The sequence below is a fragment of the Bradyrhizobium sp. IC3123 genome, assembly GCF_020193625.1.
Taxonomy (GTDB): Bacteria; Pseudomonadota; Alphaproteobacteria; order Rhizobiales; family Xanthobacteraceae; genus Bradyrhizobium; species Bradyrhizobium yuanmingense.
Genome location: NZ_JADYVF010000025.1, coordinates 27,337 through 52,768 on the forward strand (window position 1 = coordinate 27,337; position 25,432 = coordinate 52,768).

General features: G+C 65.7%; 16 protein-coding genes. 5 read left to right on the plus strand and 11 right to left on the minus strand.

What is annotated here, in order from left to right:
• Positions 1-70: 70 nt before the first annotated feature.
• Positions 71-2,251, plus strand: coding sequence for a PAS domain-containing sensor histidine kinase (locus tag I6F20_RS36470; protein ID WP_225131161.1), 2,181 nt, complete (start codon positions 71-73; stop codon positions 2,249-2,251).
• Here I6F20_RS36470 and I6F20_RS36475 read toward each other — a convergent pair.
• The 3 genes from I6F20_RS36475 to I6F20_RS36485 all read right to left on the minus strand — a co-directional run bounded on the left by I6F20_RS36475 (position 2,226) and on the right by I6F20_RS36485 (position 9,499).
• Positions 2,226-5,690, minus strand: coding sequence for an ATP-binding protein (locus I6F20_RS36475; protein WP_225131162.1), 3,465 nt, complete (start codon positions 5,688-5,690; stop codon positions 2,226-2,228). The two genes, I6F20_RS36470 and I6F20_RS36475, sit on opposite strands and share 26 nt — an antisense overlap.
• A gap of 314 nt (positions 5,691-6,004) precedes the next feature.
• Positions 6,005-8,668: a bifunctional diguanylate cyclase/phosphodiesterase gene (locus I6F20_RS36480; RefSeq protein ID WP_225131164.1), complete on the minus strand. Its 2,664-nt coding sequence runs from the start codon at positions 8,666-8,668 to the stop codon at positions 6,005-6,007.
• A 138-nt stretch (positions 8,669-8,806) separates the two neighbouring features.
• On the minus strand, positions 8,807-9,499 hold the full coding sequence (locus I6F20_RS36485) for a hypothetical protein (RefSeq protein ID WP_225131166.1): 693 nt from the start codon (positions 9,497-9,499) through the stop codon (positions 8,807-8,809).
• 180 nt (positions 9,500-9,679) lie between these two features.
• On the opposite strand from I6F20_RS36485, the gene I6F20_RS36490 reads away from it, so the two are divergent.
• The 3 genes from I6F20_RS36490 (at position 9,680) to I6F20_RS36500 (ending at position 12,587) form a co-directional block, all read left to right on the plus strand.
• Complete coding sequence (locus I6F20_RS36490; RefSeq protein WP_225131168.1) at positions 9,680-10,753, plus strand: LysM peptidoglycan-binding domain-containing protein; 1,074 nt, start codon at positions 9,680-9,682, stop codon at positions 10,751-10,753.
• Positions 10,754-10,947: 194 nt separating this feature from the next.
• Positions 10,948-12,276: a Spy/CpxP family protein refolding chaperone gene (locus tag I6F20_RS36495; RefSeq protein WP_225131170.1), complete on the plus strand. Its 1,329-nt coding sequence runs from the start codon at positions 10,948-10,950 to the stop codon at positions 12,274-12,276.
• A 74-nt stretch (positions 12,277-12,350) separates the two neighbouring features.
• On the plus strand, positions 12,351-12,587 hold the full coding sequence (locus tag I6F20_RS36500; protein ID WP_036015962.1) for an AbrB/MazE/SpoVT family DNA-binding domain-containing protein: 237 nt from the start codon (positions 12,351-12,353) through the stop codon (positions 12,585-12,587).
• A 143-nt stretch (positions 12,588-12,730) separates the two neighbouring features.
• Here I6F20_RS36500 and I6F20_RS36505 read toward each other — a convergent pair whose 3' ends face one another.
• From I6F20_RS36505 to I6F20_RS36515, 3 genes are all read right to left on the minus strand, one after another.
• Positions 12,731-13,597 carry a hypothetical protein gene (locus tag I6F20_RS36505; protein WP_036015956.1) on the minus strand — a complete coding sequence of 289 codons (867 nt, stop codon included), beginning with the start codon at positions 13,595-13,597 and terminating at the stop codon, positions 12,731-12,733.
• 212 nt (positions 13,598-13,809) lie between these two features.
• Entirely contained in the window at positions 13,810-16,257 is a 2,448-nt protein-coding gene (locus tag I6F20_RS36510) for an adenylate/guanylate cyclase domain-containing protein (RefSeq protein ID WP_225131171.1), read from the minus strand.
• 192 nt (positions 16,258-16,449) lie between these two features.
• Positions 16,450-18,537 (minus strand): AsmA family protein, encoded by a 2,088-nt coding sequence (locus I6F20_RS36515; protein ID WP_225131192.1) that lies wholly within the window; start codon positions 18,535-18,537, stop codon positions 16,450-16,452.
• 250 nt (positions 18,538-18,787) lie between these two features.
• Between I6F20_RS36515 and I6F20_RS36520 the strand changes: the two genes are divergently transcribed.
• The gene (locus I6F20_RS36520; protein ID WP_036044931.1) at positions 18,788-19,462 is read left to right on the plus strand and encodes a Crp/Fnr family transcriptional regulator; all 675 of its coding nucleotides are present in this window, start codon (positions 18,788-18,790) and stop codon (positions 19,460-19,462) included.
• Positions 19,463-19,473: 11 nt separating this feature from the next.
• On the opposite strand, the gene I6F20_RS36525 is transcribed toward I6F20_RS36520, so the two are convergent.
• The 5 genes from I6F20_RS36525 to I6F20_RS36545 all read right to left on the minus strand — a co-directional run.
• Positions 19,474-19,692: a DUF433 domain-containing protein gene (locus tag I6F20_RS36525; protein ID WP_249787995.1), complete on the minus strand. Its 219-nt coding sequence runs from the start codon at positions 19,690-19,692 to the stop codon at positions 19,474-19,476.
• A 79-nt stretch (positions 19,693-19,771) separates the two neighbouring features.
• Positions 19,772-22,918 (minus strand): efflux RND transporter permease subunit, encoded by a 3,147-nt coding sequence (locus I6F20_RS36530; protein WP_109141777.1) that lies wholly within the window; start codon positions 22,916-22,918, stop codon positions 19,772-19,774.
• A complete protein-coding gene (locus I6F20_RS36535; RefSeq protein ID WP_036015974.1) occupies positions 22,918-23,847 on the minus strand; it encodes an RND family efflux transporter in 930 nt (309 codons plus the stop codon). Before I6F20_RS36535 ends, I6F20_RS36530 begins: the two co-directional genes overlap by 1 nt.
• A 158-nt stretch (positions 23,848-24,005) precedes the next feature.
• Entirely contained in the window at positions 24,006-24,677 is a 672-nt protein-coding gene (locus tag I6F20_RS36540; protein WP_036015976.1) for an OmpA family protein, read from the minus strand.
• 147 nt (positions 24,678-24,824) lie between these two features.
• The coding region (locus tag I6F20_RS36545) for a tetratricopeptide repeat protein (protein ID WP_225131196.1) at positions 24,825-25,432 on the minus strand (608 nt) is incomplete at its 5' end.

The following is a 25,432-nucleotide window of genomic DNA, read 5'->3' on the forward strand; positions in this document are numbered from 1 at the left end:
GAACGCTCTGGGCTTGGATGCGTTCAAGCTGATTGCGTAGGCGCCCGCCTGCGGCACGTCGGGGCTAAGTATGTCGAATGTCGAGGAATTTCCGCTCTCTGCCCGCAAGCTGACCGAATTCGAGGCCCTGGTGGCGGCGGCTCCTGCAGCGCTCGAGGCCATTCCGGGCGCGGTCTATGTCTGCGATAGTGAAGGCTGGATCGTGACCTACAACGGCGAAGCCGCGGAATTGTGGGGCAGAACTCCGGAGCTTGGTTCCGTCGAAAAGTTCTGCGGGTCGCATCGTCTCTACAGGATGGACGGCACCCTGCTTCCGCATTCGGAGTGCCCCATGGCCAATGCGGTCCGGCTCGGCCTCCCCGCGCGTAACACGGAGGTCACCATCGAACGGCCGGACGGCTCGCGGATCACAGCGCTCGTCAACATCCGTCCCCTGCGCGATCATGCCGGCCGCATCCAGGGCGCAATCAACTGCTTTCAGGACGTTTCAGATCGCAAGAAGATCGAGGAAGAGGTTCGTGCAAAGACCAAGGATCTCGAGGACTTCTTCCAGAACAGTGCGGTCGGGCTCCATATCGTGGGTGGCGACGGCATCATTCGCAGGGCCAATCAGGCCGAGCTCGATCTGCTGGGCTACAGCGCCGAAGAGTATATCGGTCACCATGTGGCCGAATTTCACGCGGACGCCCCCGTCATCGGCGACATTCTCCACCGACTGTCCTGCGGCGAAAGGCTGGACCGTTATCCTGCCCGCCTGCGCGCGAAGGACGGCTCGATCAAGCACGTACTGATCACCTCCAACAGTCGTGTCGAGGACGGCAAGTTCGTCAGCACGCGCTGCTTTACAACTGACGTCACCGGGCTGCGCGTGGCCGAGCTGGCGCGCGAGGCGAGCGAGACTCGCCTCGCTGCAACCTACCAAGCGGCCAAGGTCGGCATCGCCGAGGCCGATGAACATGGGCGGCTGCTCCGGGTCAACGATTATCTGAGCGAGATCACCGGGAGATCCCGTGAGGAGCTGCTGGGGATGAGCTTTTCCGACTACACTCATCCCGACGATTGCGCCGCGGACCTTGCGCTCTACGAGCAGCAGGTGCGTGGCGACCTCCCCAGCTATACCTACCGCAAGCGCGTCCTTCGCCCCGACGGCAGCGTGCGTCATCTCGAGATTTTCAGCTCGTCGGTCAGGGACAGCGCGGGACGCTTCCGTTACGGCGTTCGCGTCAGTCACGACGTCACGGAAGCGAAGCGATTGCAGGATCGGATCCGCGAGAGCGAGCAGCATATGCGCGATCTGCTCGAGGCGCTGCCCGCCGCGCTCTACACCACCGACGCAAACGGCCGCATCACCTTCTACAACAAGACCGCCGTCGAGATGGCCGGGCGCACGCCGCTGCCCGGCGACGAATGGTGCGTGACCTGGAAGCTCTATTGGCCCGACGGCACGCCTCTGCCGCACGACCAATGTCCGATGGCGATCGCGCTCCGGGAGGGTCGGCCCGTGCGTGGAGTGGAGGCTGTCGCGGAGCGACCGGACGGCACGCGCGTGCCGTTCATTCCCTATCCGACGCCGCTATTCGATTCGGGGGGCAGGCTGATCGGTGCAGTCAACATGCTGGTCGACATCACCGAACGCAAGCGCGCGGAAATGGCGCAAACCCTCCTGATTGATGAGCTCAATCATCGCGTCAAGAATACCCTGGCGATGGTGCAATCGCTCGCCGGCCAGACCGCGCGCCATACCAGCAGTCTGGACGACTTCAATCGAACCTTTGAGGGCCGGTTGCTGGCGCTCTCTCGTGCGCATGATCTCTTGACCGAGCGCAAGTGGCAGGACGCTCCGCTCCAGCGGCTCGTCGAGGACATCACGGCGGCTGTTGCGGAGGATGGCCGGATCAGGATGGAAGGTCCACCCGTCGCGCTCAATGCGCGCTCGGCGCTCAGCTTTACGATGGTTCTCAACGAGCTCCTGACCAACGCGACGAAGTACGGTGCCTTGTCGGCGCCGGATGGGACGCTCTTGATGCGATGGAGCCTGCGGAATGCCGGGCACGGCACCATTCTCGATTATGAATGGGTGGAATCCGGCGGCCCGAAAGTCACGCCGCCCATGCGCCGCGGCTTCGGCACGCGGCTGATGGAGCGCTGTGTCGAGGCGGACCTCGGCGGCGAGTTCGATCTCGCCTTCGAACCGGGCGGCGTGCGCTGTCGCATGTCGATGCCGGTCACGGGCACTGTCGGATCGAATTGATTCGCGCGATCCATGGCTGATCTCTGGATGACAGCATATCGAGCTCGCTTGCGAGCGCGATGGCTTCTTTCACGTCCGGCGTGACGAGCCCTTCACGGAGTCTGCCGACAACAGGCACAAGCAGGTCCGCCGCCTGCTCAAGCTTGTCGGAATCTCGCCAGAGGCGGGCCAGGCTGACGGCTGTCCGCAGCTCCCACGAGCGAGCATTCTGTCCGCGCGCGACTTCCAGCGACTGCACGAACAATTCCTCGGAGTCGGCCGCTGGTCCGGCATGGGCCCGGATGAACTCCCCTTGCAGGCGGTAGATCTCCGCCAGATAGAAGTGATCGCCCGTCCTCTTCGCGACCGTCAAGGCACCATCGAGCGCGCGCAAGGCCGCTTCCGACAGACCGGCCCTCGCATAGCCTTGCGCGAGGAGGCATCTGAACCAGCAACTGGCGAGCCAGGAATTCTGCGCCTCATAACCCTCGACGCCCGTGCGCATTTCGCTCAGACCTGCATCCATGTCCCCGAGCTCGGTCAGCGCCCATCCATGCAGAATGGTGGCCTGTTGCTTCCAATGCAGAAAGCCGTGTTGCGATGAAATGGTCATCGCGCGGCTGGCATAATCTCTGGTGCCCGTGACGTCGCGCAGATGCTGACAAAGGTACGCGCCAAACACTTGCGCGAATGCCAGCGTAAAAGGATGGCGCATTTGCTCGGCATCGGAAATCGCCTGCTCGCTGTGCTGCCGCGCGGTGTCGGGCTGGCCCAGGAACCATAGCAGGTATCCGAGGTACGACATCGACATCACGCCTGGATTGAGGAGCCTTTCCGCCGAACCGCGATGCAGAACCGGATCATCGAGTTCGATGGAGCGACGAAGATGATGTTGCGCCGCCAGAAACCGCCCGCGGTAAAGCATGGTCGCCGCGATCGACCTGTGGGCCTCCACGAGGTACAGCGTCTGCTTCGACAGCAACTCGCTCGGGCGTTCCCGTTTGGCGAATTTCAGGAGTGCGGCACTCAGACCGTGCGCCTTGGTCAGGTCAGCCCGAATGAAGTGGTGCATCCAAAGGCCTCTTATCGCCGCTAGCACCTTGTCTTCATCATCGAGCTGCCGTCCGAGCTCGAGGCCTCGGGCAAAATTGTCTTCCACCTCCTGTGTGCCGTAACCTTTGGCAGCGATCAGCGCGTTACCCAGCGCAATGCGAAGCTCCAGCTCCATTTCATCGCGGTCGGGCATCTCGGGACTGCCGAGGACGACCGCTAGGCCACGGCGCAGGTGGCCGATCGCTTCCAAATAGGCTCCCAACCTTGCGGCGTGCCTGCCGGCCTTGATCCAGGAAGCTGCAGCCGGCTGGCTTTGATCGGATTCGGTCAGATGATAGGCGAGAAGCTCCGGCTCGCGCTCGGTCTTTTCCGGATAGTTCTGAGCCAGCACCGACGCGATCCGCGCGTGGAGCCGTCTCCTCTCGCTGCGCAACAGGCTCGCATGCGCTGCATCCTGGATCATCACGTGCTTGAACGAGTAGAGCGCATCCGGCGGATGGCCCAGCCGGACGATCAGCCCTGCCTCCTCCAGGCGATCGAGCGCCGCCTCGATCTGGTCGGCTGGTACGGAGGCGACAGCGTTCAGCATCTCGTAGGAGAACTGCCGGCCGATGGTGGCTCCCATCTGTGCGACCCGCTTGAACGGGCCCAGCCGATCCAGACGCGCCATCAGCGAATCCATCAGCGTCGCCGGGATTGCCAGCGGTCGCCACGAACCGGAGAGCACATAATTTCCCCGTTCCTCGGTCAGAAGGTCGCTTTCGAGAACGGCTTTGGTCAGCTCCTCGACGAACAGCGGCACGCCATCGGTCTTGACGATGATGTCCTCGACGACTTCCTTCGGCATTTTGCGGCTGCCGGCAACCCGCTCGACCAAGGTCGTCCGCTGCTGCCGGCTCAGCCTGTTCAGCACCAGCGTCGTGATGTGAGAGTGAGCGCTCCAGCTCGGCTTGAATTCGGAACGGCAAGTGATGACGACGAGAATGGGCGTGTACTGGACCCGCTCCACCAGCAGATCGATGACCTCCCGGGATGTCGGATCGATCCAATGGGCGTCCTCGAAGGCGATCACCAGCGGCTGATCGTGCGCGAGGCCCAGGAGATGATTGATGAGGGCGGAGACGATGGCGTCCTTTTGCTGCTGCGGCGACAGATCGAGCGGAGGATAGCGACCTCCGGTCGGGATCGACAGCAGCGCCGCAAAGAGCGGCGTCATCTGCTCGATGTCGCCATGCGCGGCCGCAACGGTCCGCTCGAGACTCGACAGAGACGAGGCCGAAGCATCGTCGCGGTCGAGGCCCAGGGCAAATTTGAGCTGCTCGATGAAGGGATGGAACGCCGTCGAGCTGTAGTAGGGCGAACACTGGAACGAGACATGCCCGTGCCGATCCCCCGCAATCCGCACGAAGATTTCCTGGACGATGCGCGACTTGCCAATGCCCGGCTCCCCGAACAGCACCACGACTTGGCCGTCGCCCGCCTTGGCCTGCTCCCAGCGGCCGAGCAGAACCGTGATCTCGTCGTCGCGATTGACGAGTGGCGTCAGCCGGGAGCCGATGGCTGCGGCAAAGCGGGTCTCCACGCGCGACGGCCGTACCACATGCCACGCCTGTGTTCTTCCGGCTATGCCCTTGAGTGCATGGACCCCGAGATTGCGATAGTCGAACTTTCCCTTCAACAGCGACTGCGTCGACGACGAGATGACCACCCCGTTCGGCGGCGCCAGGCCCTGCAATCGCGCCGCCAGATTGACGGTCTCGCCGACCGCGGAATCGCGCTCCTCGGTCCCCTGGCCGACCAAGTCGCCCACGACCACCAGTCCCGTCGCGATGCCGATCCGGACGGCGGGCGCTTGGTTGAGCGCACTCAGCGGCTCGATCGCAGGCGCGGTCGACAATGTCCGCACGATCTCGAGACCAGCCCGCACCGCTCGCTCGGCATCGTCCTCATGCGCCTTCGGGTAGCCGAAATAGACCAGGATGCCGTCGCCGACGAAGCGGGCGGCAAATCCTTCATAGTGTTTGACCACACCCACGCAGGTTTCGCGAAAGCTCGCGATCATGTCACGCACGTCCTCGGGATCGAACTGTGCGGAGAGCGCGGTGGAATCGACCATGTCGCAGAACATCGTGGTGAGCTGGCGACGTTCCGCAACGATTGCCGTAGCGGGCAATGTGTGGCCCGCGGCTGGCGCGGCCATTCCGGAAAGGGACGCCGTTGCACGCTGAAGCCGCTTGCGGTCTCCGAGCGGCAGTCCAATCTGTGCCAGATCCGGTTCGGTCAGGTGGGGCAGGATGTCGAGATCGATGCGATGGCGGACGAAGAGGTCCGTGTATTGGCTGAGCCCAACGCTTTCAAGCCAGTGTCTCAGACGCTCCGTCCCCGTCCTCGACCCATCATTCGGCATGCGGAAATCCCTGGTTCAAATTGCGCTGAGCGGCTCCAAAATGCCTGTGGTTTGCGCTTGGATTGGGACTCGATGCGACTCTTCGTTGCGGCGGCCAATGGAGGCAAACCATCGGTATTTTGAGCGTTTCTTGCCCGCGTCTCGAAAATGAGGCGGATCGGCGGCTCACCATTTCGACGAGCCAGGTGCGCAGAATTCAATGAATTGATAGCTGTCGGTCGCTGATTGTCAAATCGCCGCACGACCTCGAACCAAACACTCAGCGGCGCCGCTTTCCTCGCAGTGGACATCCGGGCCAGACGTGGCGTCGCCGGCTAGGCCGCGACCGCCTGCGCCGCCAGCAGCTGCTTCAGCTTCGTCGCCGGTACCGCCGGGCTGAACAGCCAGCCCTGCATCTGGCTGCAGCCGAGCTGGCGCAGCACCTCGGCTTGCGCTTCGGTCTCGACGCCTTCGGCGGTGGTCGCCATATGGCGCGCGGCGGCCATGCGCACCACGGCCTGCACGATCGGCGAGGAGTCCTCGGACTGACCGATGTCGCTGATGAAGCTGCGGTCGATCTTGATCTTGTCGAACGGGAAGCGGTGCAGATAGCTGAGCGAGGAATAGCCGGTGCCGAAATCGTCGAGCGCGATGCGCACGCCGAGCTCGCGTAGCTGCTGCAGGATCGCCAGCGCCTCCTCGTCGTCGCGGATCAGCACCGTCTCGGTGATCTCGAGCTCGAGCCGGCCCGGCGCGAGCCCGGACTCCGCGAGGGCGGCGGCGACCTTGAGCGCCAGCGTGCGCGAGCGGAACTGGACCGGCGACACGTTGACCGCGATGTGAATCCGTCCCGGCCACGAGGCAGCCTCGACGCAGGCCTGCTTCAGCACCCATTCGCCGATCTCGCCGATCAGGCCGGTGTCTTCGGCGACCGGGATGAACTCCGCCGGCGAAACCATGCCGCGCTCGGGATGGCGCCAGCGCAGCAAGGCCTCGCAGCCGGTGACGACATTGGCGGTGAGGTCGACCAGCGGCTGGTAGTGCACCTCGAACTCGCCGCGTGCGAGCGCCTGGCGCAGATCGAGCTCGAGCTGGCGGCGCTGCCGCGCCTTGGCGTCGTATTCGGGCACGAACAGGCGGAAGGTGCGGCGGCCTTCCGACTTCGCCGCATACATCGCCAGATCGGCGCGCTTGAGCAGATCGTCGAGATTGTCGCCGTGATCGGGCGCGACGGCGATGCCGATGCTGGCATCGGTCGGAACCTCGTGCCCCCTGCAATCCACCGGTGCGCGCAACGCCTTGAGGATGGTTTCCGCCAGTGCCGTCAGCTCGGCCGGATCGGAGGTGCCGGCCTTGACGATGGCGAATTCGTCGCCGCCCAGCCGCGCGACCATGTCGTTGCCGCTGACGCAGGCGCGCAGGCGGTTCGCCACCTGGCGCAGCAGTTCGTCGCCGACCTCGTGTCCGAGCGAATCGTTGACGCCCTTGAACTCGTCGACGTCGATATAGAGGATCGCGAATGGCTTGCCTTGCGCGAGCTCGGCGACGCGGCGTTCCAGATGCCCGCGCAGCAGCACGCGGTTGGGCAGATCGGTGAGGGCGTCGTAATGCGCCAGATGGGCGATGCGCTCGTCGGCGCGGATGCGCTCGGTGACGTCGTCATGGGTGGCGAGCCAGCCGCCGGCAGCGGCCGGCTGGTTCTTGATCTCGATCAGGCGGCCGTCGGCGGTTTCGACGATCGCGCTCTTGGTGCGGCCGACATTGCTCAGGATGTCGTCGCAATAGGCATCGATGTCGCCCTCGAACGAGCCGGTGTCCCGGCGGTGCCGGATCACGTCGCGGAAGTGGACGCCGGGCTTCACCACGGCGACCGAGAGCCCATACATCTCGATGTAGCGGCGGTTGCAGACGATCAGCCGCTCGTCCTGATCGAACATCAACAGGCCCTGCGTCATCGTGTTCATCGCGATGTCGAGCCGCTGCTTCTCGAGCGACAGGCGGTGCGTCACCTGGCGGAAGATCAGAAACAGCGTGAGCACCAACAGGCCGATCGACAGCGCGGCAATGGTGACGAAGAATTTCGTCTGCGTGCGCCAGGTCGCCAGCGTCGCATCGAGCGACTTGGTCGCGACCACGACCAGCGGCTCGCCGGTGAGCAGGCGCGAGGCGACGATGCGGTCCTTGCCGTCGATCGGGCTTGCGAGCTGGGTGGTGACGAAGGTGCGCTCGAACACCGCCATTTGCTCCGGCGTGCCGGTGCGGAAGTTCTGCCCGATCATCGCTTCGACGTGTGGAATGCGGGCGAGCAGCTGGCCGTTCTGGTGGTGCATCGCGATCGAGGAATCCTCGCCGAGCCCGGTCGAGGCGAAGAAGGATTCGAGCTGCTCGGGCGTGATCGCGCGCGAGACCAGCCCGAGGAATTCGCCGTGCGGGCCGGAGATGCGCCGCGCGAACACGATCGCCGGTCCGTTGCCAAACCGGCCGGGCACGACCTCCACCTCCTCCTGTGCGGCCGGATCGTCCTTGAGACGGGCGAAATAGCCGCGATCGGCGATCGAGATATCGGCGACCGGCCATTGCCGCGACGAGTTGATCAGCACGCCCCTGGAATCGAACACATTGGCGCCGGCGACGTCGGACCAGCCGCTGGCTTTCGCGCGCAGCACCTCATGCACGGCGAGCGTGCCCATCTCGCTGCGGAAGATTTCGGCGGACTGGATGCCGTGGCTCTCGAGCTCGGCGATGATGCTCTTCTGCAGCACCGCAAAGTCCTCGAACTGCCGGTCGAAATGCCGGGCGAGCATGCGGACGGCGTTTTCAAGGCTGTCGCGACCGCTCTCGATGGCATTCTGCCGGAAACGGTCGACCGTGAGCGCGGTGCCGATGGCGGTCGCAAGCATCAGCACGAAGCCGCCGGCGATCAGCCACGTCAGCGGCGCTCCGCGCCAACGGCGGAGCAACGCGCGCGTTCGCGCGGTCCATCGGATCGATGCGCCCATCCAGCCCTCCCGTGGGATGCAAGATGCAGCAAAACCGACAAGACCCGGTTACCATTGACGGTTAGGAAAATATGAATCGGAATGGAATCAGAGGGTTGGTTCCATCGTACAGGAGACCGCGGCGAGACCGCAGGACCTTCAGCGCCTGATTTTCCACTTCAAGGCTTCCGCGTTGCCCTTGGCGAACATCTTCGGCACATCGAATTTGCCGGTCTCGAGATCATAGCGGCATTTCCAATCCGCAAGGCCCTTCACCGCGACGTTCTTCGGATGCTTGTCCGTCTCGCCCGACAGCGAGATCAGGAGATAGCGGTTGTTGGTCCAGTCGACGCCGAGCCAGCGATACGCATCTTCGGTGCCCTTCACCAGATTCGCCGTGATGTGATAGTCGAGCTTCATGCTCTTGGTGTCGGGCCGGCTGCGGAAGTAGGCCCAGGCCAGATCGCCGAGCGACGTCTTGGTCGCGCTCACGAAGGCGCCGTTCTCCAAATGATAGAGAAAGAGGTCCTGCTCGCCCGAGCCCGTCTTCTGGATCCGCACCAGCCATCGCGAGTCGGCCGTGAAACGGAAGCCGGCCGGATAACCCTGCTCGGGCTTCAGCTCGCGCATCTCCCCGCCGCGTCGCGCCCAGACCTGCCACTTGATGTCGAAATCCTCGCCCTCCTTCATATACTGCTCGAGCCTGGTGGCGCCGTCGGGCGAGGTGAAGGCGAGATCGGCATCGTCGGAAAGCGTGAAGCCGGGCGGCGGGCCGGAGGCGGCCAAAGCGGGTGCAGCGGCCAGCGTCAGAGCAACCGCTAGGGATCCCGCGGCACGGGAGAATACGGTCACGGGAGGAATTCCCTTGAAGAATGCCGCCAGGCGGCCTTGATACTTGGACACCCGCGTGGTCGCGCCGGTTCATCCCGCGCGCCTGGACGGAAGCATAATCCTATCGACAGTCTTGCTGCGGCAGCCAAATCGGCGCACCTTGCCGGCCTCGGCTGATTTGCCACCCAAGGTCCTTTTCAAATGATCACCGCCTCCAAGGCCTTCATTGCCTTCTGTCTGCTCGCGCTGGTCGGCACCGCGCTGGTGATCGGCCCGACCGAGCTGCGCCGCCTGCTGCCTGATGGGACGAAGGTCACCGTCGCCGCCAAGCCGGAGGCCAAGGTCGAACCCCAGGTCGGAGCTAAGGTCGAGCCCAAGCTTGAAGCCAAGGTCGAGCCCAAGGTGGAGTCCAAGCCTGAGTCCAAGCCTGAATCCAAGCCAGAGCTGAAGCCGGAACAGCCGAAGTTCGTCGACAGCGCGCCGCCTGCACCCGAGCCGAAGGCGGGCGCGCTGGCCGAGACCCAGAAGCAGGTGGTCGCGCTCGGTGACCTCGTGCCGGTCAAGCCGCCGGCGCCGGCTGCAGATGCCGGCCCCCGTTTCGACGTCGCCCGCATCGACGATCACGGCGAGGCGGCGGTGATTGCCGGCCGCGCCACGCCGGGTGCGCGGGTCGAGCTGCTGCGCGACGGCAAGCCGCTCGACAGCGTGGTCGCCGACGCCTCGGGCCAATTCGTGATGACCCCGCCGCAGCTGCCGGCCGGCTCATATGACCTGACGCTCCGCGCCAGGGCGCCGGACGGCACGGTCACCGAATCCGGCCGGACCATGCCGGTCACAATCGCCGCGGCGGCGCCGCCGCCCGTGCGCATGCCGCCGGTTGCGAAGCAGGAGGCCAAGCCGGCCGAGAAGCCCGACGACAAATCGGATGTCGTCGCCGCGCTGCCGTCGGCCTCGCCGCGGCTGGCGTCGGTGCCTGAGAAGCAAGCGGCCCGGCCGAAACTGATCGGCGCGCCGAAACCCAAGGCCTTCGCGCAGGCGCCGAGGGCCACCGTGGTTGCATCGGCCTCGCCGGCGGAGGCGCTCACCGCCGCGCCGGCCGAGGCCGGCGGCAGCCGGATCATCGCCCGCGGCGATAGCCTGTGGGCGCTCAGCCGGCTCGCTTACGGCGACGGTTCCCGCTACGCCGTGATCTTCAACGCTAACCGCGACAAGATCCAGAATCCCAACTTGATCTATCCCGGCCAGACCTTCGTGATGCCGCAAAAGGCGGAGTGACACGGCACGGCCGGCGCGTTGCGACGCATTGTCCTGTGTCTCTCTGGAACATTCGGTTCCCTCGCGCGTCTTCGTGATGCGACGCATTGCGCACTTGGCGCGGGTGGGAGGGCCAAGACGTGGCCGTACAAGTCGTGGCCAAACAAGACGTGGCCAAACAAGACCTGGCCAAATTGGTCGTCAGGTCAACGATCATGCCGGGACGCATGGGATTGGCGCTGGCTGGCGCGATCCTGGTGGTTGCAGCAGTGCTGCTGCCTGACAGAGCCGAGGCGCAGTTCGGCTTGCGCGGCGGTCCGGTTGGGGTTGCGCGCTTCGCCGTCGGCCACGTGATCGGCCTGTCGCGCCTGCGCCATTCCCGCATGGCGGTGCGCGGCGGCCGCTACCGCTCCGCGGCGCTGAGGTCGCAGGACCCGCGCGGGGCCGACCGCAGCCAGCTGTCGAACCCTTACGTGATGCGTGCGGCCCTCACGGCGCAGGCTGCGCTGGCGGGCTGGCAAGGCGGCCGCCGCCCGCAGGGCTGGTGGCGTCATCCCGATGGCAGCTATGGCTGGGTCGGCCCGGTGTTCTGGCCGTTCGCCCATGACGATCTCACCAATGCGATCGTCTTCGGCGACACCACCAGCCTCTCGCTCTACGGCTACGGCGATATCTACGCCGCGCTGTTCACGCCCTATGCCGCCACCGAGCTTGCCGCCTACACCGTGCCGCAAGGCCGTCGCGCGCGAAAGGTCCCGACCGCGGAGACGCTGTGCGAGGCCAGCGACACCGGCGGCCTGCCGGTCGAGCGCGTCGCGAGCGCCGTTGCGCCGAACGAAGCTCAGCGCACCGCGCTCGACGAACTCTCATCCGCCTGGCTTGCCGCGCGCGACACCATCCGCACCGCCTGCCCGGCGCAAACGCCAGGGAATGCGGCGGAGCGCCTCGGCCTGATGCGCGAGCGTGTCGAGGCCATGATCAAGGCCATCGACACCATGGAAGCGCCGTTGTCGAAATTCGTCGGCCTGCTCAATGACGACCAGAAAGCCCGGCTCAACGCCTTAGCCAATGAGCGTCGCGCCGCGCTGGCGTCCTACCAGTCCAAAAACGCTGACAAGAACGATATCAAGAACGCGAGCAAGAACGCTGATAAGAACGCTTCCAAGGACGCGCAGGCGGCCAAGGCCTGCCAGGCGGACTACGATCCTGTTTCCGACGAGAACGCCCAGCGCCAATACGAGCAGCTGCTCCAGCAGCAATGGCCCGCCGCCGACATCGCCACCACGCTCCAACTCGACGAGGTCGCCCGCGCCCGCTTCGAGGTGCTGCAGGACACCACGCTCCGCACCATGCAGACGCTCAGCGCCTGCCCGACCGAGCCGGCCGCAACCCCGCAGGCCCGCCTCGCCGCCGTGAAGACGCGGCTGCAGACCATGCTGCAAGCCGTCGGCGCCATCGCCGACGCGCTCGACGATTTCCAGGCCGATCTCAGCGACGAGCAAAAGGCCGGATTCGAGGCGATCGGGCCAAAGCGAGGGGCGTGAGGGGACGCCAGCTTGGAATGCCATCATATCTCCCTATGATATGCAGATAGGGATGCACATCACGGAGGGTGCTGGTGCTGGTTTCCAAATGGGGCAACAGCCTCGCAGTGCGCCTGCCCAAAGCGCTAGTTGATGAACTCGGCCTCAAGGAGGGCGACGAAATCGATATCGTGGCCACTCGCAAAGGCGCGATCGAAATCGAGACCAAGGCGGAGCAGCGTCGGCGTGCGATCGAGAACATGGAGGCGCGCAATTGGGCGGCCTTGCCCGCCGGCTACAAATTCGATCGGGACGAGGCGAACGAGCGGTGATCGCGTTCTTTGACAGCGGTGATTCTGGGACCTTCAGCACGGCCGCAGCATCGGCGGGCTCACCATCGTCAATCCGTTCCTCGGCATGGCTCCGTGAACGCTCGCATCATCGCAAAGTCCGGATCCTTGCGCGGCTTCCATGATCACCCGCACGCCCAGTCGAACTTCATGTCCTTGAAGTCGAGCTGCGCGTTGCCGCCGCCGAAATTGTAGCCGCCGAAATATTCCTCGAACTCGATATAGAACGGGCTCATCTCCGGCACGGCCTGGCAGGGCCGCATGGTGCCGCCGAGGTGGTTGTGGGCGTGATCCTTGGCCCAGTCGTGCAGGCGGAAATTGTCGCGGCCCGGCTTGCCGCCGACATAGTAGTAATATGGCTGATAGCCGGTCGGCGGATTTTCGCGCACGTGCTCATCCTGCGGGCCCTTGCCGGCGTTGGGATCATCAGCGCGCGGCGACAGCGCGATCGCGCGCGTCTCGCTGAGATCGGCACGCGGCGGGGCTGCAAACATCTTCTTGGCGTAGCTAGGTGCGGCCTCGAAGAAGGCGCTGGCACCGCCGACATCGAGCCAGCGCGGCCGCTCCACCGTTGCCAGCGCAAGCGGCGCCGGCGGCGCGGCGAACGCGCCGTCATATTCGGCCTTCGTCAAGAGCAGCGCGGCATAGGCGTAGTCGAGAATGTCGGTCATGCGCGACAGGCGCGGATGCGACGGCCGCGCCAGCACCGCCTCGCGAATCTCGGGATCGTCGGGCGCGCCGCCGTCATTGTGATCGGGCGCCGTGGCGAAGAACGACAACGCGACGATGTCCGCGCCATGCACCCGGTAATCCTCCGGCAGCTTTAGCGTGAAGCCGTGCATCAAGGGATAGCCGGTGACGGGATCGAGCGGCCATTGCTCGGATGCAATGCCCGGCGGCAGCCCAAACACCCAGCCCTGATCACGCGCGCGATCCGCGGGCCGGTCCAGCATCTGCAAATCATAGGCACGCGAAGGCAGGGCAAGCGTCACGAATCGTCTCCCACGAAGTCCGCCTCGCCGTTGAGGCGATGGTTGGTCGCGGGGAGGAGGGATGTGGTTCGTGAGAGGGAGCTGGGATGCTGCCAATCTGCCGGTGTTTTGCCCGACGTGTCAAATTGCGCGGCACGCGGCCTGCCGTAAGTCATTTATCCCAAAGCCCCTGCCTACTGTGCATGGGGTTGTTTTCGCAGTTTTGTTTGCGGCTACCCCCTTCGCCGCACCGCCGCCGCATCCACCACGTTCTCCACCTCCTCGCGCCAGCTCAGGATCTCCATCGCCAGCACGGGGTGATTGAAGCCCTTGAGCTGGAGATCGTCGAGGGCGCGGGCTTCGACGAAAGGCTCGACCATGCCGTAGACGCGGCGGCTGACCACGATCTGGTTGGGCTTGGCTTCGCTGCAGAGGCGGGAGGCGAGGTTGGTGACGCTGCCGATCGCGGCATATTCCAGCCGCTGCTCAAAGCCGACCTGGCCGAGCGTGGCATAGCCGAGCGCGACGCCGATGCCGAAGCCGAGGCTATGACCGCGGTTGCGCCAGCGCTCGGTCAGGGGGCCGATCGTGTCGCGCATCTCCACCGCCATCTTCACAGCGCGCTTGGTGTGGTCCTCGAACTGGATCGGGGCGTTGAACAGGATCATCACGCCGTCGCCGGCATATTTGTCGAGCGTGCCCTCGTACTTGAAGATCAGCTGGCCAAGCGCGGCGTGATATTCGCGCAGCACGTTCATCGCCTCTTCCGGCTCGGTCGCCTCCGTGAACGCGGTGAAGCCGCGCAGGTCGCAGAACACCACCGTGACCTCGCGGCGTTGGCTGGTGAGCAACCCCTCGGGGCTGTCGGAGGAGGCGATCAGCTGCGCCACCTGCGGCGCCAGGAAACGCTCGAGCTTGCGGATGCGCTCGATCTCGCCGAGCTGGGTCCGGACGCGCTCCTCCAGCGACTTGTTCCAGTCCTTGAGCTGCTCGGTCTGCTCGCGGAGCTTGTCGGCTTGCGCGCGCACGGTCGTGTTCGCCGCCTCCAGCGCGTGGCTCTTGTGGTCGACCTCGGTAAACAGCTGCGCATTGCGCATCGCCAGCACGGCCTGGTTGGCGAAGGTGCGCATCAGGCCGATGATGCTGGGCGCGAACGCCCCGGTGGCGCGGCGCAGTACCACGAGCGAGCCGAGCGTGCCCTGCTGGTCGATCAGCGGCACCACCAGCACCGAGTTGAAGCCGGCCGCGAGCGCGGCCTCGCGCAGCGGCTGCTCGGCGGCATCGCCGAGCTCGGCCAGCGCGATCGGCTCGCCGCTGTCGGCGGCATCGCTCAGGATGTTGCCGCCTTGGGCGATGGTGACATGCGCGCCCTCGGCGGATTTGTCGATGCCGTTGGCCTCGACCAGGTTGAAGCGGCGTGTCTCGGCGTCGAAGCCGTAGATCAGCACCGCATCGGCACGGGTGATCTCGATGGCGCGGGCGGCGATGGTTGCAAGCACCGCGTTGAGATCGAGCGAGGAGGCCACCGCGCGGCCGACCTCCTCCAGCACCTTGAGCTCGTGGATCGACTGCGCGAGATCGCGGGTGCGCTCCTCGACCTTGCTCTCCAGGTTCGAATAGGTCTCCTGGATCTGGTCGGCCATGCGGTTGAACTGCCCGGCGAGGTCTTCCAGCTCGTCGGAGGTGTGCACGTCGATGCGGTGGCTGAAATCGCCTTCGCCGAGCTTATGCGCACCGTCGCGCAGCGCCGTGATCGGGATGATCATGCGGCGGGCGAGCAGCGTGCCGGCGAGGATCGCGACCATCAGGCCCATGCCGATCAGAAGCGCGATGCGCACCAGCTGGTCGCGGATCGGCATCAGGGCCTGCGTGGTCGGCTGCTCGAACAGCACGCTCCAGCCGAGCTTCGGCACGATGCTCGCGGCGCTCATCACCGCATGGCCGTTGAAGTCGGTGCCCGACGTCTCGGCTTCGTGGCCGGGCGCGATCGCGGCCGCCACCTGCGGCAGTTTGGAGAGGTCCTTGCCGATCTCGGGCCCTTTCGATGACGTCGCCAGCACCCGGCCGCGCGGATCGACGACATAGGCGAAGGCGGCCTTGCCGACTTGCGCGTCGGACAGGAAGTCGGAGAGGAAACCGAGGTCGATCTCGGCCACGGTGACGCCGGCATTGAAGCCGGAATGCGCCACCGAGATCGACATCAACGGCGTCCGGTCGGCGAACCAGGCCGGCGCGTAGGTGACGCCGCGGGCGACGGCGTCGGTGAAGCGCACGTCGCGGGAGAGGTCGGCATTGCCGCCGGTCGTGGTCGATTGCCTGGAGACGCGCAGCACCTCGCGGCCGTCGCCGTTGAGCTGGAACAGCTGGTTGACGACCGAGACTTGGTGCAGCAGCGACGCATAGTCGGCGCGGCGCTTCTCCAGCGTGTCCTGGCTCGCGCGCGTCACCCAGCTGATCTGGCGGTCGAGCTCGGAAATCGCCTGCTCGATGCGCCGGGCGGCCGCCTGCGCCTTGTCCTCCAGGCCGTCGGTCAGCTGTGTCCGCGTCGCGCGGTAGGAGATCCAGGTCTCCATCGCCCCGTTGACGGCAAGGACGAACACGACGAGGCCGACGAGGGAGACGACGTATTTGGCGAACAGGCCCTCGCGCAGAGATCGTGTCTTGTCGTTCGCTCCTGCCATCCCGATCCTCTCGCGCCGCCACTGACGCTGCGCGCTATGGGCCGTACAGGCCCTTCCAAGCCGTTCTAGCACAATTTGGACCGAAGGGCCGTCGCGCGGCCGGGGACCGGCCGGTGTGGTTACCCCCTGTGGCCTCCTGGGCAGGTGGACGGGCGGCGATGGTCGCAGCCCGATCTGTTCGAAGGAGGGAGCTTAGCGGTTGAAGAGCTGCCGCAGCACGTCGTTCATTGGCTGACTGTCCTGCTGCGCGGCCGGCGGATCCTCCAGGGCGGGGGCCGCAGGGGAGGCCTGCGGCGCCGGCGTCGAGGGCGTTGCCGGCAGGCTGCGGTTGCGCCCGGTGCCGGTGCCAGTGCCGCTCCCCGCGCCGCTGGAGAGACCCTGCTGGATCAGATTGCCGATCGCCTCCCCGAGCGGGCCGCCAAGCAGATTGTTCTGCCCCGGTTGCTGGCCTTGCGGATTGGCATTGCCGGTTGCATTGCCACTGCCCGGCGCGGCGGCGCCACCAAGACCAAGGTTACTACCGAGGCTGCCCAGGATGTTGCCGAGCCCGGCGCCGTCGGGGCCGAACAGGCCCTTGCCCATCTCGCGCAGCTTGGCATAGGCGGCGTCGGGATTGTCCAGCATGCCGGCCATGTCGGGATAGATCCGCGGCTGCGACCAGGAGCCCTGGATCATCACGGGAATGCCGAAGCCGACCGGCTCGGAGGTGCGGCCCTGGCCTTCGGTCGTCATCACGAGCTTCGGCTCGACGCGAAAGCCCATCATCTTGGTGTCGAGCGCGATGGTGCCGGCGCCGGTGACGCGCACCAGCGGCCCGATCAGGTTGAGATCGGTCGTCACCGCCTGACCCTTGTCGATGCGGAAGGAGGCCGAGAGCTGCGACAGATCCGTGCTCTGCTCCTGGCTCGGGTCCTGGTTTCCGTTCTGGTTTCCATTCTGGTTTCCTTGCCAGCCGGAGAGCGTGCTCGTCGTCAGCGAGCGGATCATCTGCGCGACATTGATGCCGCGGATGGCGCCGTCCTGGAAATTGACGAAGGCCGTCCCTTGCATGTTCGCCATCAGCGCGCGCTGGCTGTTGCCGGCGCTGCGCAGGGCGAGCTTGGCCTGCAGCTTGCCGTCGATGCGATCGAACTCGGCAAGGCTCTGGAGCAGCGGCAGCGCGCGCACGCCGACGAGGTCGGAATGCATGGCAAAGCTCGGCGCGCCGGTCGTCGCGTCCAGGATCACCTCGCCCGAGACCTGGCCGCCATAGGCGCCGAGATTGGCCGTGCCGGCCTTCAGCACGCCGCCGGCGAGCTTGGCGTCGAGCGCCAGCGGCGCAATGCGCGCATCGCCGATCACCGCCTCGTTGGCGGAGATCCGCACTTGCGCATCGACATAGTTGAGCCCCGAGACGTCGATCGGCGCATTGCTCCAGGGCTGCCCGGACACGCCTTCCGGCGATTTCGCCAGCGGCATGGCGAGCCGATGGAAGTCGAGATCGACCTTGACCAGCGGCTTGCTCGCGATGTCGACGGAAGCCCAGCCATTGAAGGCGCCATCGCCGAGCCTGCCGTTCACGCCGTTGATCATCACGACATTGCCGCTCAGCCGCATCTCGGCCTGGCCGGTGAGCTGGGACTTCAGCACGCTGGGCATATCGATGGCGAAATCCACATGAAACGCCGGCCGTTCGGCCGGCGAGGCCGCCTTGATGTCGAACTTGGTCGGGTGATCGCCGACGCGCGCGGTGCCGGTGATATTGACCTTGCGGTCGCGGTCCAGGGTCGCGTCGGCGTTGATGGCGCTGATGCGGCCCTCGACACGGTCGCGCAGGCGCGAGAATGCCACTTCGCCGTCGGTGACCTTGATGCGGTCGATGGTGGCGCCTTTGGTGTCGAGCGCGAGCGGCTTCGCAGGCGCGGCTGCATTCGGCAGGCGTTCGCGGAGCAGCGGCTGGTAGAGCACGGGATGGGTGACGACGAGCTCGCTGATCTCGGGCCTGCCGGACCACACGCTCACGAGCGACATGTCGGCCTGCACGCGATCGATCGTCAGGCGCGTGATGCCGCTGCGGTCCTTGGGGTCGGCCAGCGTGAGGTCGTTCAGCGTGACGTTCAGCGTCGGCCATAGGCTGATCTTGGTGGTGCCGTCGATCGACAGCCGATAGCCGGTCGCACTCTCGAGGCGCGAGGCGATCGTCGAGGTCAGGAAGCCCGAGGGGATCCCGACCACGAGCAGAAGTGCGATCACGACGATGACGGCGGCCAAAGCCCCGCCGACGAATTTCAATGCTCTCATGTCGACTTTCCAGCAACGGACAATCCGCGCCGAACCCGGCCGATCACCCGTCCTTTGCGCCCGGAGTTTATCCCCGGACGGGAAGCGGCTCCAAGCGCGTAAAAATAGTCAGGGGGTGCTGCAAAGTTATGTGACTTATGACACACTTCTCCGGCGCTGTTTTACGCGATCCTGAGGTTGATGGTTTCAAGCGATTTGCCAAGACGATTTGCCAAGAGACGATGACCAGCACGTTCACAAGGACATTGACATGAGCAAGCAGGCCGAATTTGCGGTCATCCTGAAGATGAACCCGATGTTCGCCGATCTTGGCGCAGACGAGCTCCAGCGGCTGTCTAATCTCTGCCACACCCAGCATTTGGCCAGCGGCGAGGTGCTGTTCCAGAAGGGCGATCCCGGCAATGCGCTGTTCGGCGTGCGCCGCGGCCAGGTCCGCATCGAGACCGGCGCCGCCGACGGCAGCCGGCTGACGCTGAACTTCATGGGGCCGGGCGACCTGTTCGGCGAGGTCGCGGTGCTGGACGGCCAGAACCGGACGGCGGACGCGACCGCGGGCGAGGCCAGCGAATTGTTCGTGCTGCGGCGCGAAGACTTCCTCGGCTTCCTCGAGCGCGAGCCCAAGGTCGCGATCAAGATCATCGCGCTGCTGTGCCAGCGCATCCGCTGGCAGAGCGAGCGCATGGAAGAATCCATGCTGCAGCCGCTGCCGGTGCGGCTGGCGCGGCGGCTCTGCGCGCTCGCCGCCGATTTCGGTTCCGAGGTCCATATCTCGCAGGAGCAGCTCGGCGTCTTCGTCGGCGCCGCCCGCGAAAGCGTCAACCGCCAGCTCCAGGCCTGGCGCAAGGAAGCGATCCTCGATCTCCAGCGCGGCCGGATCCTGCTGCGGAACATGACCAAGCTGACCGCGATCGCGCGGAACGAGTAGGGCGAGCAGTTTCACTCTTGCTCGGCGAGTGGAGACAGATCGACGGCTAGATCCTCGGCGAGGAACGCCGCGTATCGCAGTGCCTCATCGATGTCCTCGCGCTCGAGATACCGATATTCATTGAGGATCGATTCGCGCGTCTCGCCGGCCGCCAGCAGGCCGAGCAGCCGCGCAACCGGAAAACGCAGCCCGCGAATGCAAGCTTTGCCAGTGCAGACGGCAGGGTCCATCGTGATGCGCGAAGGCCATGCCATAGGCTAGCGGACGCAAACGACTTGCGCCACCGTGGGCTTCCAAGCGGCGTGGACCCTACTCCGCCGCGGGCCGTGCGACGCTCGTCACCGCCGGCCTGGCTTCCGCCTCCGCAGCCCCATGATGGTCCGTCTCCGCATCCTCGCTGTGCACGATCAGCCGCTTGGCGAAGCGCCAGATCAGGGCGCCGAAATCGTCCATCACCATGAACATCGCGGGCACGAACACCAGCGACAGGAGGGTCGAGAAGATCAGGCCGCCGATCACCGCGAGCGCCATCGGCGAGCGGAATTCGCCGCCGGCGCCGACGGCCAGGGCGCTCGGCATCATGCCCGCGGCCATCGCGATCGTGGTCATCACGATCGGACGGGCGCGCTTCATGCCGGCGTCGATCATGGCCTCCTCGCGCGGCGTGCCGGCCTTGATGGACTCGATGGCGAATTCCACCAGCATGATCGCGTTCTTGGTGACGATGCCCATCAGCATCAGGATGCCGATCCACACCGGCGTGGTGAGCTGCTTGCCGGTGACGAGCAGGGCCGCGATCGCGCCGCCGATCGAGAGCGGCAGCGAGAACAGGATGGTGATCGGCTGCAGGAAGGTGCCGAACAGCAGCACCAGCACCGCATAGACCATCATCAGCCCCGCCGTGATGGCGGTCGCGAAACCCTCGGACAATTCGTTCAGGCTTTCGGCATCGCCCGAGGGCGAGACCTTCACGCCCTTCGGCAGGGTCTTCATGACCGGCAGGTCGTAGATCTTCTTGGTGGCATCGCCGAGCGCGGCGGAGCCGACGAGGTCGGCGGCAACGGTCGCCTGCCGTTCGCGATCGTAGCGGCCGATGCTGGTCGGACCCTGGTCGAGCTTGACGTCGGCGATGACCGAAAGCGGCACGCCGCCCTTCTCGCCGCGCTCGCCGAGCGGCACGCGGAGCTGCTCCAGCGTCTTCAGATCGCCGCGGGCGGCGTCCTCGAGCTGCACGCGGATCGGCACCAGGCGGTCGCCGACGTCGAACTTGGCGAGTGCCGGTCCGACGTCGCCGATGGTGGCGACACGGATGGTCTGCGACAGGCTTTCGGTGGAGACGCCGAGCCGTGCGGCGAGATCGGCGCGCGGCTCGATGCGCAGTTCGGGGCGCTCCAGCGAAGTTTCGGAGATGACGTTGGCGATGGTGGGAATGCGCTTCATCTGCGTCGCAAGCTCGCTCGCGACGTTGTTGACGATGTTGGGGTCGACGCCGGTCACCACCAGCGAGATCGCGCGCAGGCCGTTCTCGTCCAGGAACCAGAAGCGGATATCGGGAACGTTCTCCAGCTCCTGGCTGATGGAGAATTCGAGCTCGCGCTGGGTGATGTCGCGGCTGTCCTTGGGCGTGTAATTGATGATCAGGGCGGCGCGGCGCACCTCCTGGGTGCCCGGCGGGACGCGGCCGCCGTCGACGAAGATGCTCTTGACCTCGGGCCGCTTGCGCAGGCGCGCGACGATGTCCTCGGTGACCTTCTCGGTGTAGGCGAGCTGGGTGCCCGGCGGCAGCTCGAGCGCAAGCAGCGAGCGCGCGCTGTCCTGGGCCGGCAGGAAGCCCTGCGGCAGCAGCGTGATGCTCCAGATCGAGGCGGCGAAGACGCCGAGGCCGATCAGCACCGTGACGAAATAGTGCTTCACCGACCAGGCCACGATGCGGTGATAGGAGCGCAGGATGAGGCCGGGCGGCGGCTCCTCGTGCGTGCTGTGCTTGAGGAAATAGGCGGCCAGCACCGGCGTGACGAAGCGCGCGGCGAGCAGCGAGAAGAACACCTGCACCGAAACGGTGATGCCGAACTGCTTGAAGAACTGTCCGGCAATGCCCGACATGAAGCTCGCAGGCGCGAAGATGGCGATGATGGTCAGCGAGATCGCGATGACGGCGAGGCCGATCTCGTCGGCGGCCTCGAGCGCGGCCCGGTAGGGCGACTTGCCCATGTTCATGTGCCGGACGATGTTCTCGATCTCGACGATGGCATCGTCGACAAGAATGCCGGTCGAGAGCGTGATGGCGAGGAAGCTGACGAGGTTCAGCGAGAAGCCGAGCAGGTCCATCGCCCAGAACGCCGGGAAGATCGACAGCGGCAGCGAGATCGCGGCGATGATGGTGGCGCGCAGGTCGCGCAGGAACAAGAGCACGATGATCACGGCGAGGATCGCGCCTTCGAACAGGGTCGAGATCGCCGCGTGGTAATTGCCGTTGGTGTATTCGACCGAGGTGTCGATCACCTTCAGGTCGACGTCGGGATAGGCGGCTTTCAGCGCATCGATGCGCTTCTGCACGGCCTCGGCCACCTTCACGTCGCTGGCGCCCTTGGAGCGCTTGATGCCGAGCGCGACCACCGGCTCGCCGTTGAAGCGGGCGAAGGTTCGGCGGTCGGCGATGGTGTCGGTGACGGTGCCGAGATCGTCGAGCCGGACCTCGCCGCCGCCGAACAGCGGGATCATGGTGCCGGCGAGATCGCCAAGCGTCTTGGCGCCGGCGAGCGTGCGGATCGCCTGATCGTTCTTGCCGATCTCGGCGCGGCCGCCGGCGACGTCGACATTGGTGCCGCGCAGGCTCTGGCTGACATTGACCGCGGTCAGGCCCATCGCCTGCAGGCGATCGGGATCCAGCGAGACCAGGATCTCGCGCTCGACGCCGCCGATGCGCTCGACCTGGGCGACGCCGCGCACGCCCTGCAGCGCGCGCTTGACCACGTCGTCGACGAAATAGGAGAGCTGCTCCGGCGTCTTGCCGGGCGAGATCGCTGCATAAGTCACGATCGGCAGGCCGATGACGTCGACGCGCTGGATCAGCGGCTCGGTGACGTTCTGCGGCAGGTTGGAGCGCACGCGCGTCACCGCGTCCTTGACGTCGTTGAGCGCGCGATCGGTGTTGGTCTCGAGCGCGAACTGGATCGTGGTGACCGACAGGCCATCGGTGATCGACGAGGTGATGTGCCTGACGCCCTCGACGCCGGAGACCGCGTCTTCAACCGTCTTGGTGACCTGGGATTCCAGTTCGGCCGGTGCGGCGCCGAACTGCGACACCGCCACCGAGATCACGGGGATGTCGGCCGAGGGCAGCCGTGTGATCGCAAGCTTGGTGAAGGACACCCAACCCAGCACCAGCAGGATGATGGAGAAGACGACCGACGGCAGCGGATTACGGATCGACCATGCCGAGATATTGAGAGCCATCAGCGTACCCGCGTGCGATCGAGTTCATCGGCGAACATGGTCTTGATCTGGTCGCCGTCATGGAGCGAAGAGCCGGCGTCGGCCACGACGATTTCGCCGACCTGCAGCCCTTCCAGGATTTCCGTCGCGCTGTCGGACGACAATCCGACCCGCACCTTGCGTGTCTCGACGACATTGCCCTTGACGACCTGCACCGTGAGGTGATCGATCGCGGTCTTCGGGATCGAGACGCCGCAGCTTCGCTTGGCGTCGATCGAGGCGCGAGCGAACACGCCGACCTTGAGCGAGGGGTTGTTGGCGACGCTGATGCGGACCCGCCCGAGTTGCGTGGCGCGGTCGATCTCGGGTGCAACCAGCCGGACCCGCCCGATCAGGTCGGGCGCATCGTCGCGGCTGATCCGCACGGTGGCGCCGGAGGTGAGCTTGGACATGTGCACCGCCGGAACCTGGGCGTCGAGCTCGATCTCGTTGTTGACGGCGATGCGGAACATCGGACCGGCCTGCGGCGAGGCCGGCGCGCCGACGATGGTGCGGACTTCGGTGACAAGGCCCGGCGCGGGGGCTTTCAGCGAGATCGGGCCTTGCGGGCCGGGCCGCTGCGGCTGGCCCGGAATCTGCGGCGGCGCGGTCAGGCGCGCTAGCTCCTGATTGTCGGCGACGATCGTGCCCTCGGTGACCAGGAGGTCGGTGACCCTGGAGCCTTCCTGATCGGCAACGACCACCGCCTCGCGGCGCGGTACGAAGAAGCCGGTCACCCGCACCAGATCGGAGAAGCAGGCATTGGTTGACTTCGTCACGATGACGAGCGCCTCGCTTTGCGTCTCCTTCGGCTCGGGACGCTTGCGATGCTCGAACAGATAATAGCCGATGCCGAGCGCGGCGACGAACAGCACGGTTCCGGCCGGCTTGAGATATTCAGTCAAATTCATCGCCGGATCATCCTGACCTGGCTCACGGCCATCCGCGCGAGGCCCAAACGGAGCGCTTTTCTGACATGAAGCGGCGTCCCGCAAGGCTGCGGGACGCGCTTTGGAAACGAGACCTTACACGACATCACGACTTGTCACTGGCAATGGATTCGTCGTGCTCACTTCGATGCGGTGGTCTTGTTTTCCATGTTGACGACTTGCACGCGCCGGTTGGCCTCCGCCAGCGGCTGGTTCGGGTCCTTGAGCTTGCTCTTGCCGTAGCCGACGGTGACGAGATCGGTCGCGGAGATGCTGTACTTCTCGACCAGGTAGCGCTTGATCGAATCGGCGCGACGCTCCGAGAGGTCCTGGTTGTAGGCTTCGCCGCCGGCGGCGTCGGTATGACCGGCGACCACGAAGGTCGAGCCCTTCAGATCCGGGCTGGTCAAGGCGCGGCCGAGCGCCTGCACCGAGGGCAGCGACTTGGCGCTGATATTGGCGGAGTTGTAGTCGAACGTGATCTCGAGATCGATGTTCGGCTTGTCCTTGGCGGCCAAGGCGATTTCCTCGCGCTCGGTCGACGACAGCGAACGCGTCGAGCGGCCGCGCACCGACTGGATCAGCTTGGAGTCGGTCGCGCTCGGTGCAGGGGCGGTCTGCGGACCGATCGAGAGGCCGCGCGTCAAGGGCTTCTTCGGCGCCGGCGCCAGCGCGCGGACGATCTCGTCCTCGGTGACATTCTTGCTGTTGCCGTCATCGCCCGCATATGCGGCCGAGGTCGGCAGCGACAGCGCGGCGCCGACGGTGATGATGGACAGAATCGCGGTAAGCCAATTTGCAGCCGATCTCATTCCCAGTCCCTCCTGCGCAGCCAGCTCACGTGCTCTCAAAATTCAAGCAACACGCCCCCGAAAAAGCCTGTTGCGGCATCCGCCCATTGGTCTTCCCAGGGCTGTTCAAGGTTCGAGCCTTGGACGGGGGCCCGACTCAAAAAAATACTAGCGCACTCCGTAGCTTGCGAATTCCTGAACGATGTTCGGATCCATCGCCTTGGCATTGGCGATGTCCAGCGCCCCCTCCTGGGCCGAGCCGTTGCGTTGCTTGGCAAGGCCGCGTCCGTAGAGCGAGGACGTCAGGCGCGGGTTGATCTTCAGGGCCGCGTCGAAATCGGCGATCGCATTCTTCACCGCGCCCGACTTGAGATTGACAAGCCCGCGGCTGTCCAGTGCATCGACGAAGTTCGGCCGCAGCCGCAGCGCCTCGTTGCAATCCTTCAGCGCGGCCTGGAGGTCGCCGACCACGGTGCGGGTCCAGCAGCGGTTGTTGAGGGCCTCGACGTCCTTCGAATTGATCCGGAGGGTGTCGTCGAAATCCTTGATGGCGAGGCTGTAGGCGCCCTTGCTGGCATAAACCTGGCCGCGGCGGTACAGCGCGTTCACGTCGTCAGGGTTGGCGGCAATCTTGGCAGTCAGGCTCTTGATCGTGGGATCGTCAGCCAGGGCGGCAGCGCTCGGCCCACCGTCCGTGCTCGGCGCAGGAACGGGATCAACCGGCTTCACCGGCGGTGGCGGCGGGGGCAGGGCGGCCTCGATCTGCGGCCTCGGGG

What these genes read in the sequence shown, in the direction of transcription:
- I6F20_RS36530 (WP_109141777.1), bottom strand. Translation starts at nt 22,918, where the DNA reads ATGGCTCTCAATATCTCGGCATGGTCGATCCGTAATCCGCTGCCGTCG.
- I6F20_RS36495 (WP_225131170.1), top strand. Translation starts at nt 10,948, where the DNA reads ATGCCGGGACGCATGGGATTGGCGCTGGCTGGCGCGATCCTGGTGGTT.
- I6F20_RS36525 (WP_249787995.1), bottom strand. Translation starts at nt 19,692, where the DNA reads ATGGACCCTGCCGTCTGCACTGGCAAAGCTTGCATTCGCGGGCTGCGT.
- I6F20_RS36490 (WP_225131168.1), top strand. Translation starts at nt 9,680, where the DNA reads ATGATCACCGCCTCCAAGGCCTTCATTGCCTTCTGTCTGCTCGCGCTG.
- I6F20_RS36535 (WP_036015974.1), bottom strand. Translation starts at nt 23,847, where the DNA reads ATGAATTTGACTGAATATCTCAAGCCGGCCGGAACCGTGCTGTTCGTC.
- I6F20_RS36475 (WP_225131162.1), bottom strand. Translation starts at nt 5,690, where the DNA reads ATGCCGAATGATGGGTCGAGGACGGGGACGGAGCGTCTGAGACACTGG.
- I6F20_RS36510 (WP_225131171.1), bottom strand. Translation starts at nt 16,257, where the DNA reads ATGGCAGGAGCGAACGACAAGACACGATCTCTGCGCGAGGGCCTGTTC.
- I6F20_RS36470 (WP_225131161.1), top strand. Translation starts at nt 71, where the DNA reads ATGTCGAATGTCGAGGAATTTCCGCTCTCTGCCCGCAAGCTGACCGAA.
- I6F20_RS36540 (WP_036015976.1), bottom strand. Translation starts at nt 24,677, where the DNA reads ATGAGATCGGCTGCAAATTGGCTTACCGCGATTCTGTCCATCATCACC.
- I6F20_RS36520 (WP_036044931.1), top strand. Translation starts at nt 18,788, where the DNA reads ATGAGCAAGCAGGCCGAATTTGCGGTCATCCTGAAGATGAACCCGATG.
- I6F20_RS36480 (WP_225131164.1), bottom strand. Translation starts at nt 8,668, where the DNA reads ATGGGCGCATCGATCCGATGGACCGCGCGAACGCGCGCGTTGCTCCGC.
- I6F20_RS36515 (WP_225131192.1), bottom strand. Translation starts at nt 18,537, where the DNA reads ATGAGAGCATTGAAATTCGTCGGCGGGGCTTTGGCCGCCGTCATCGTC.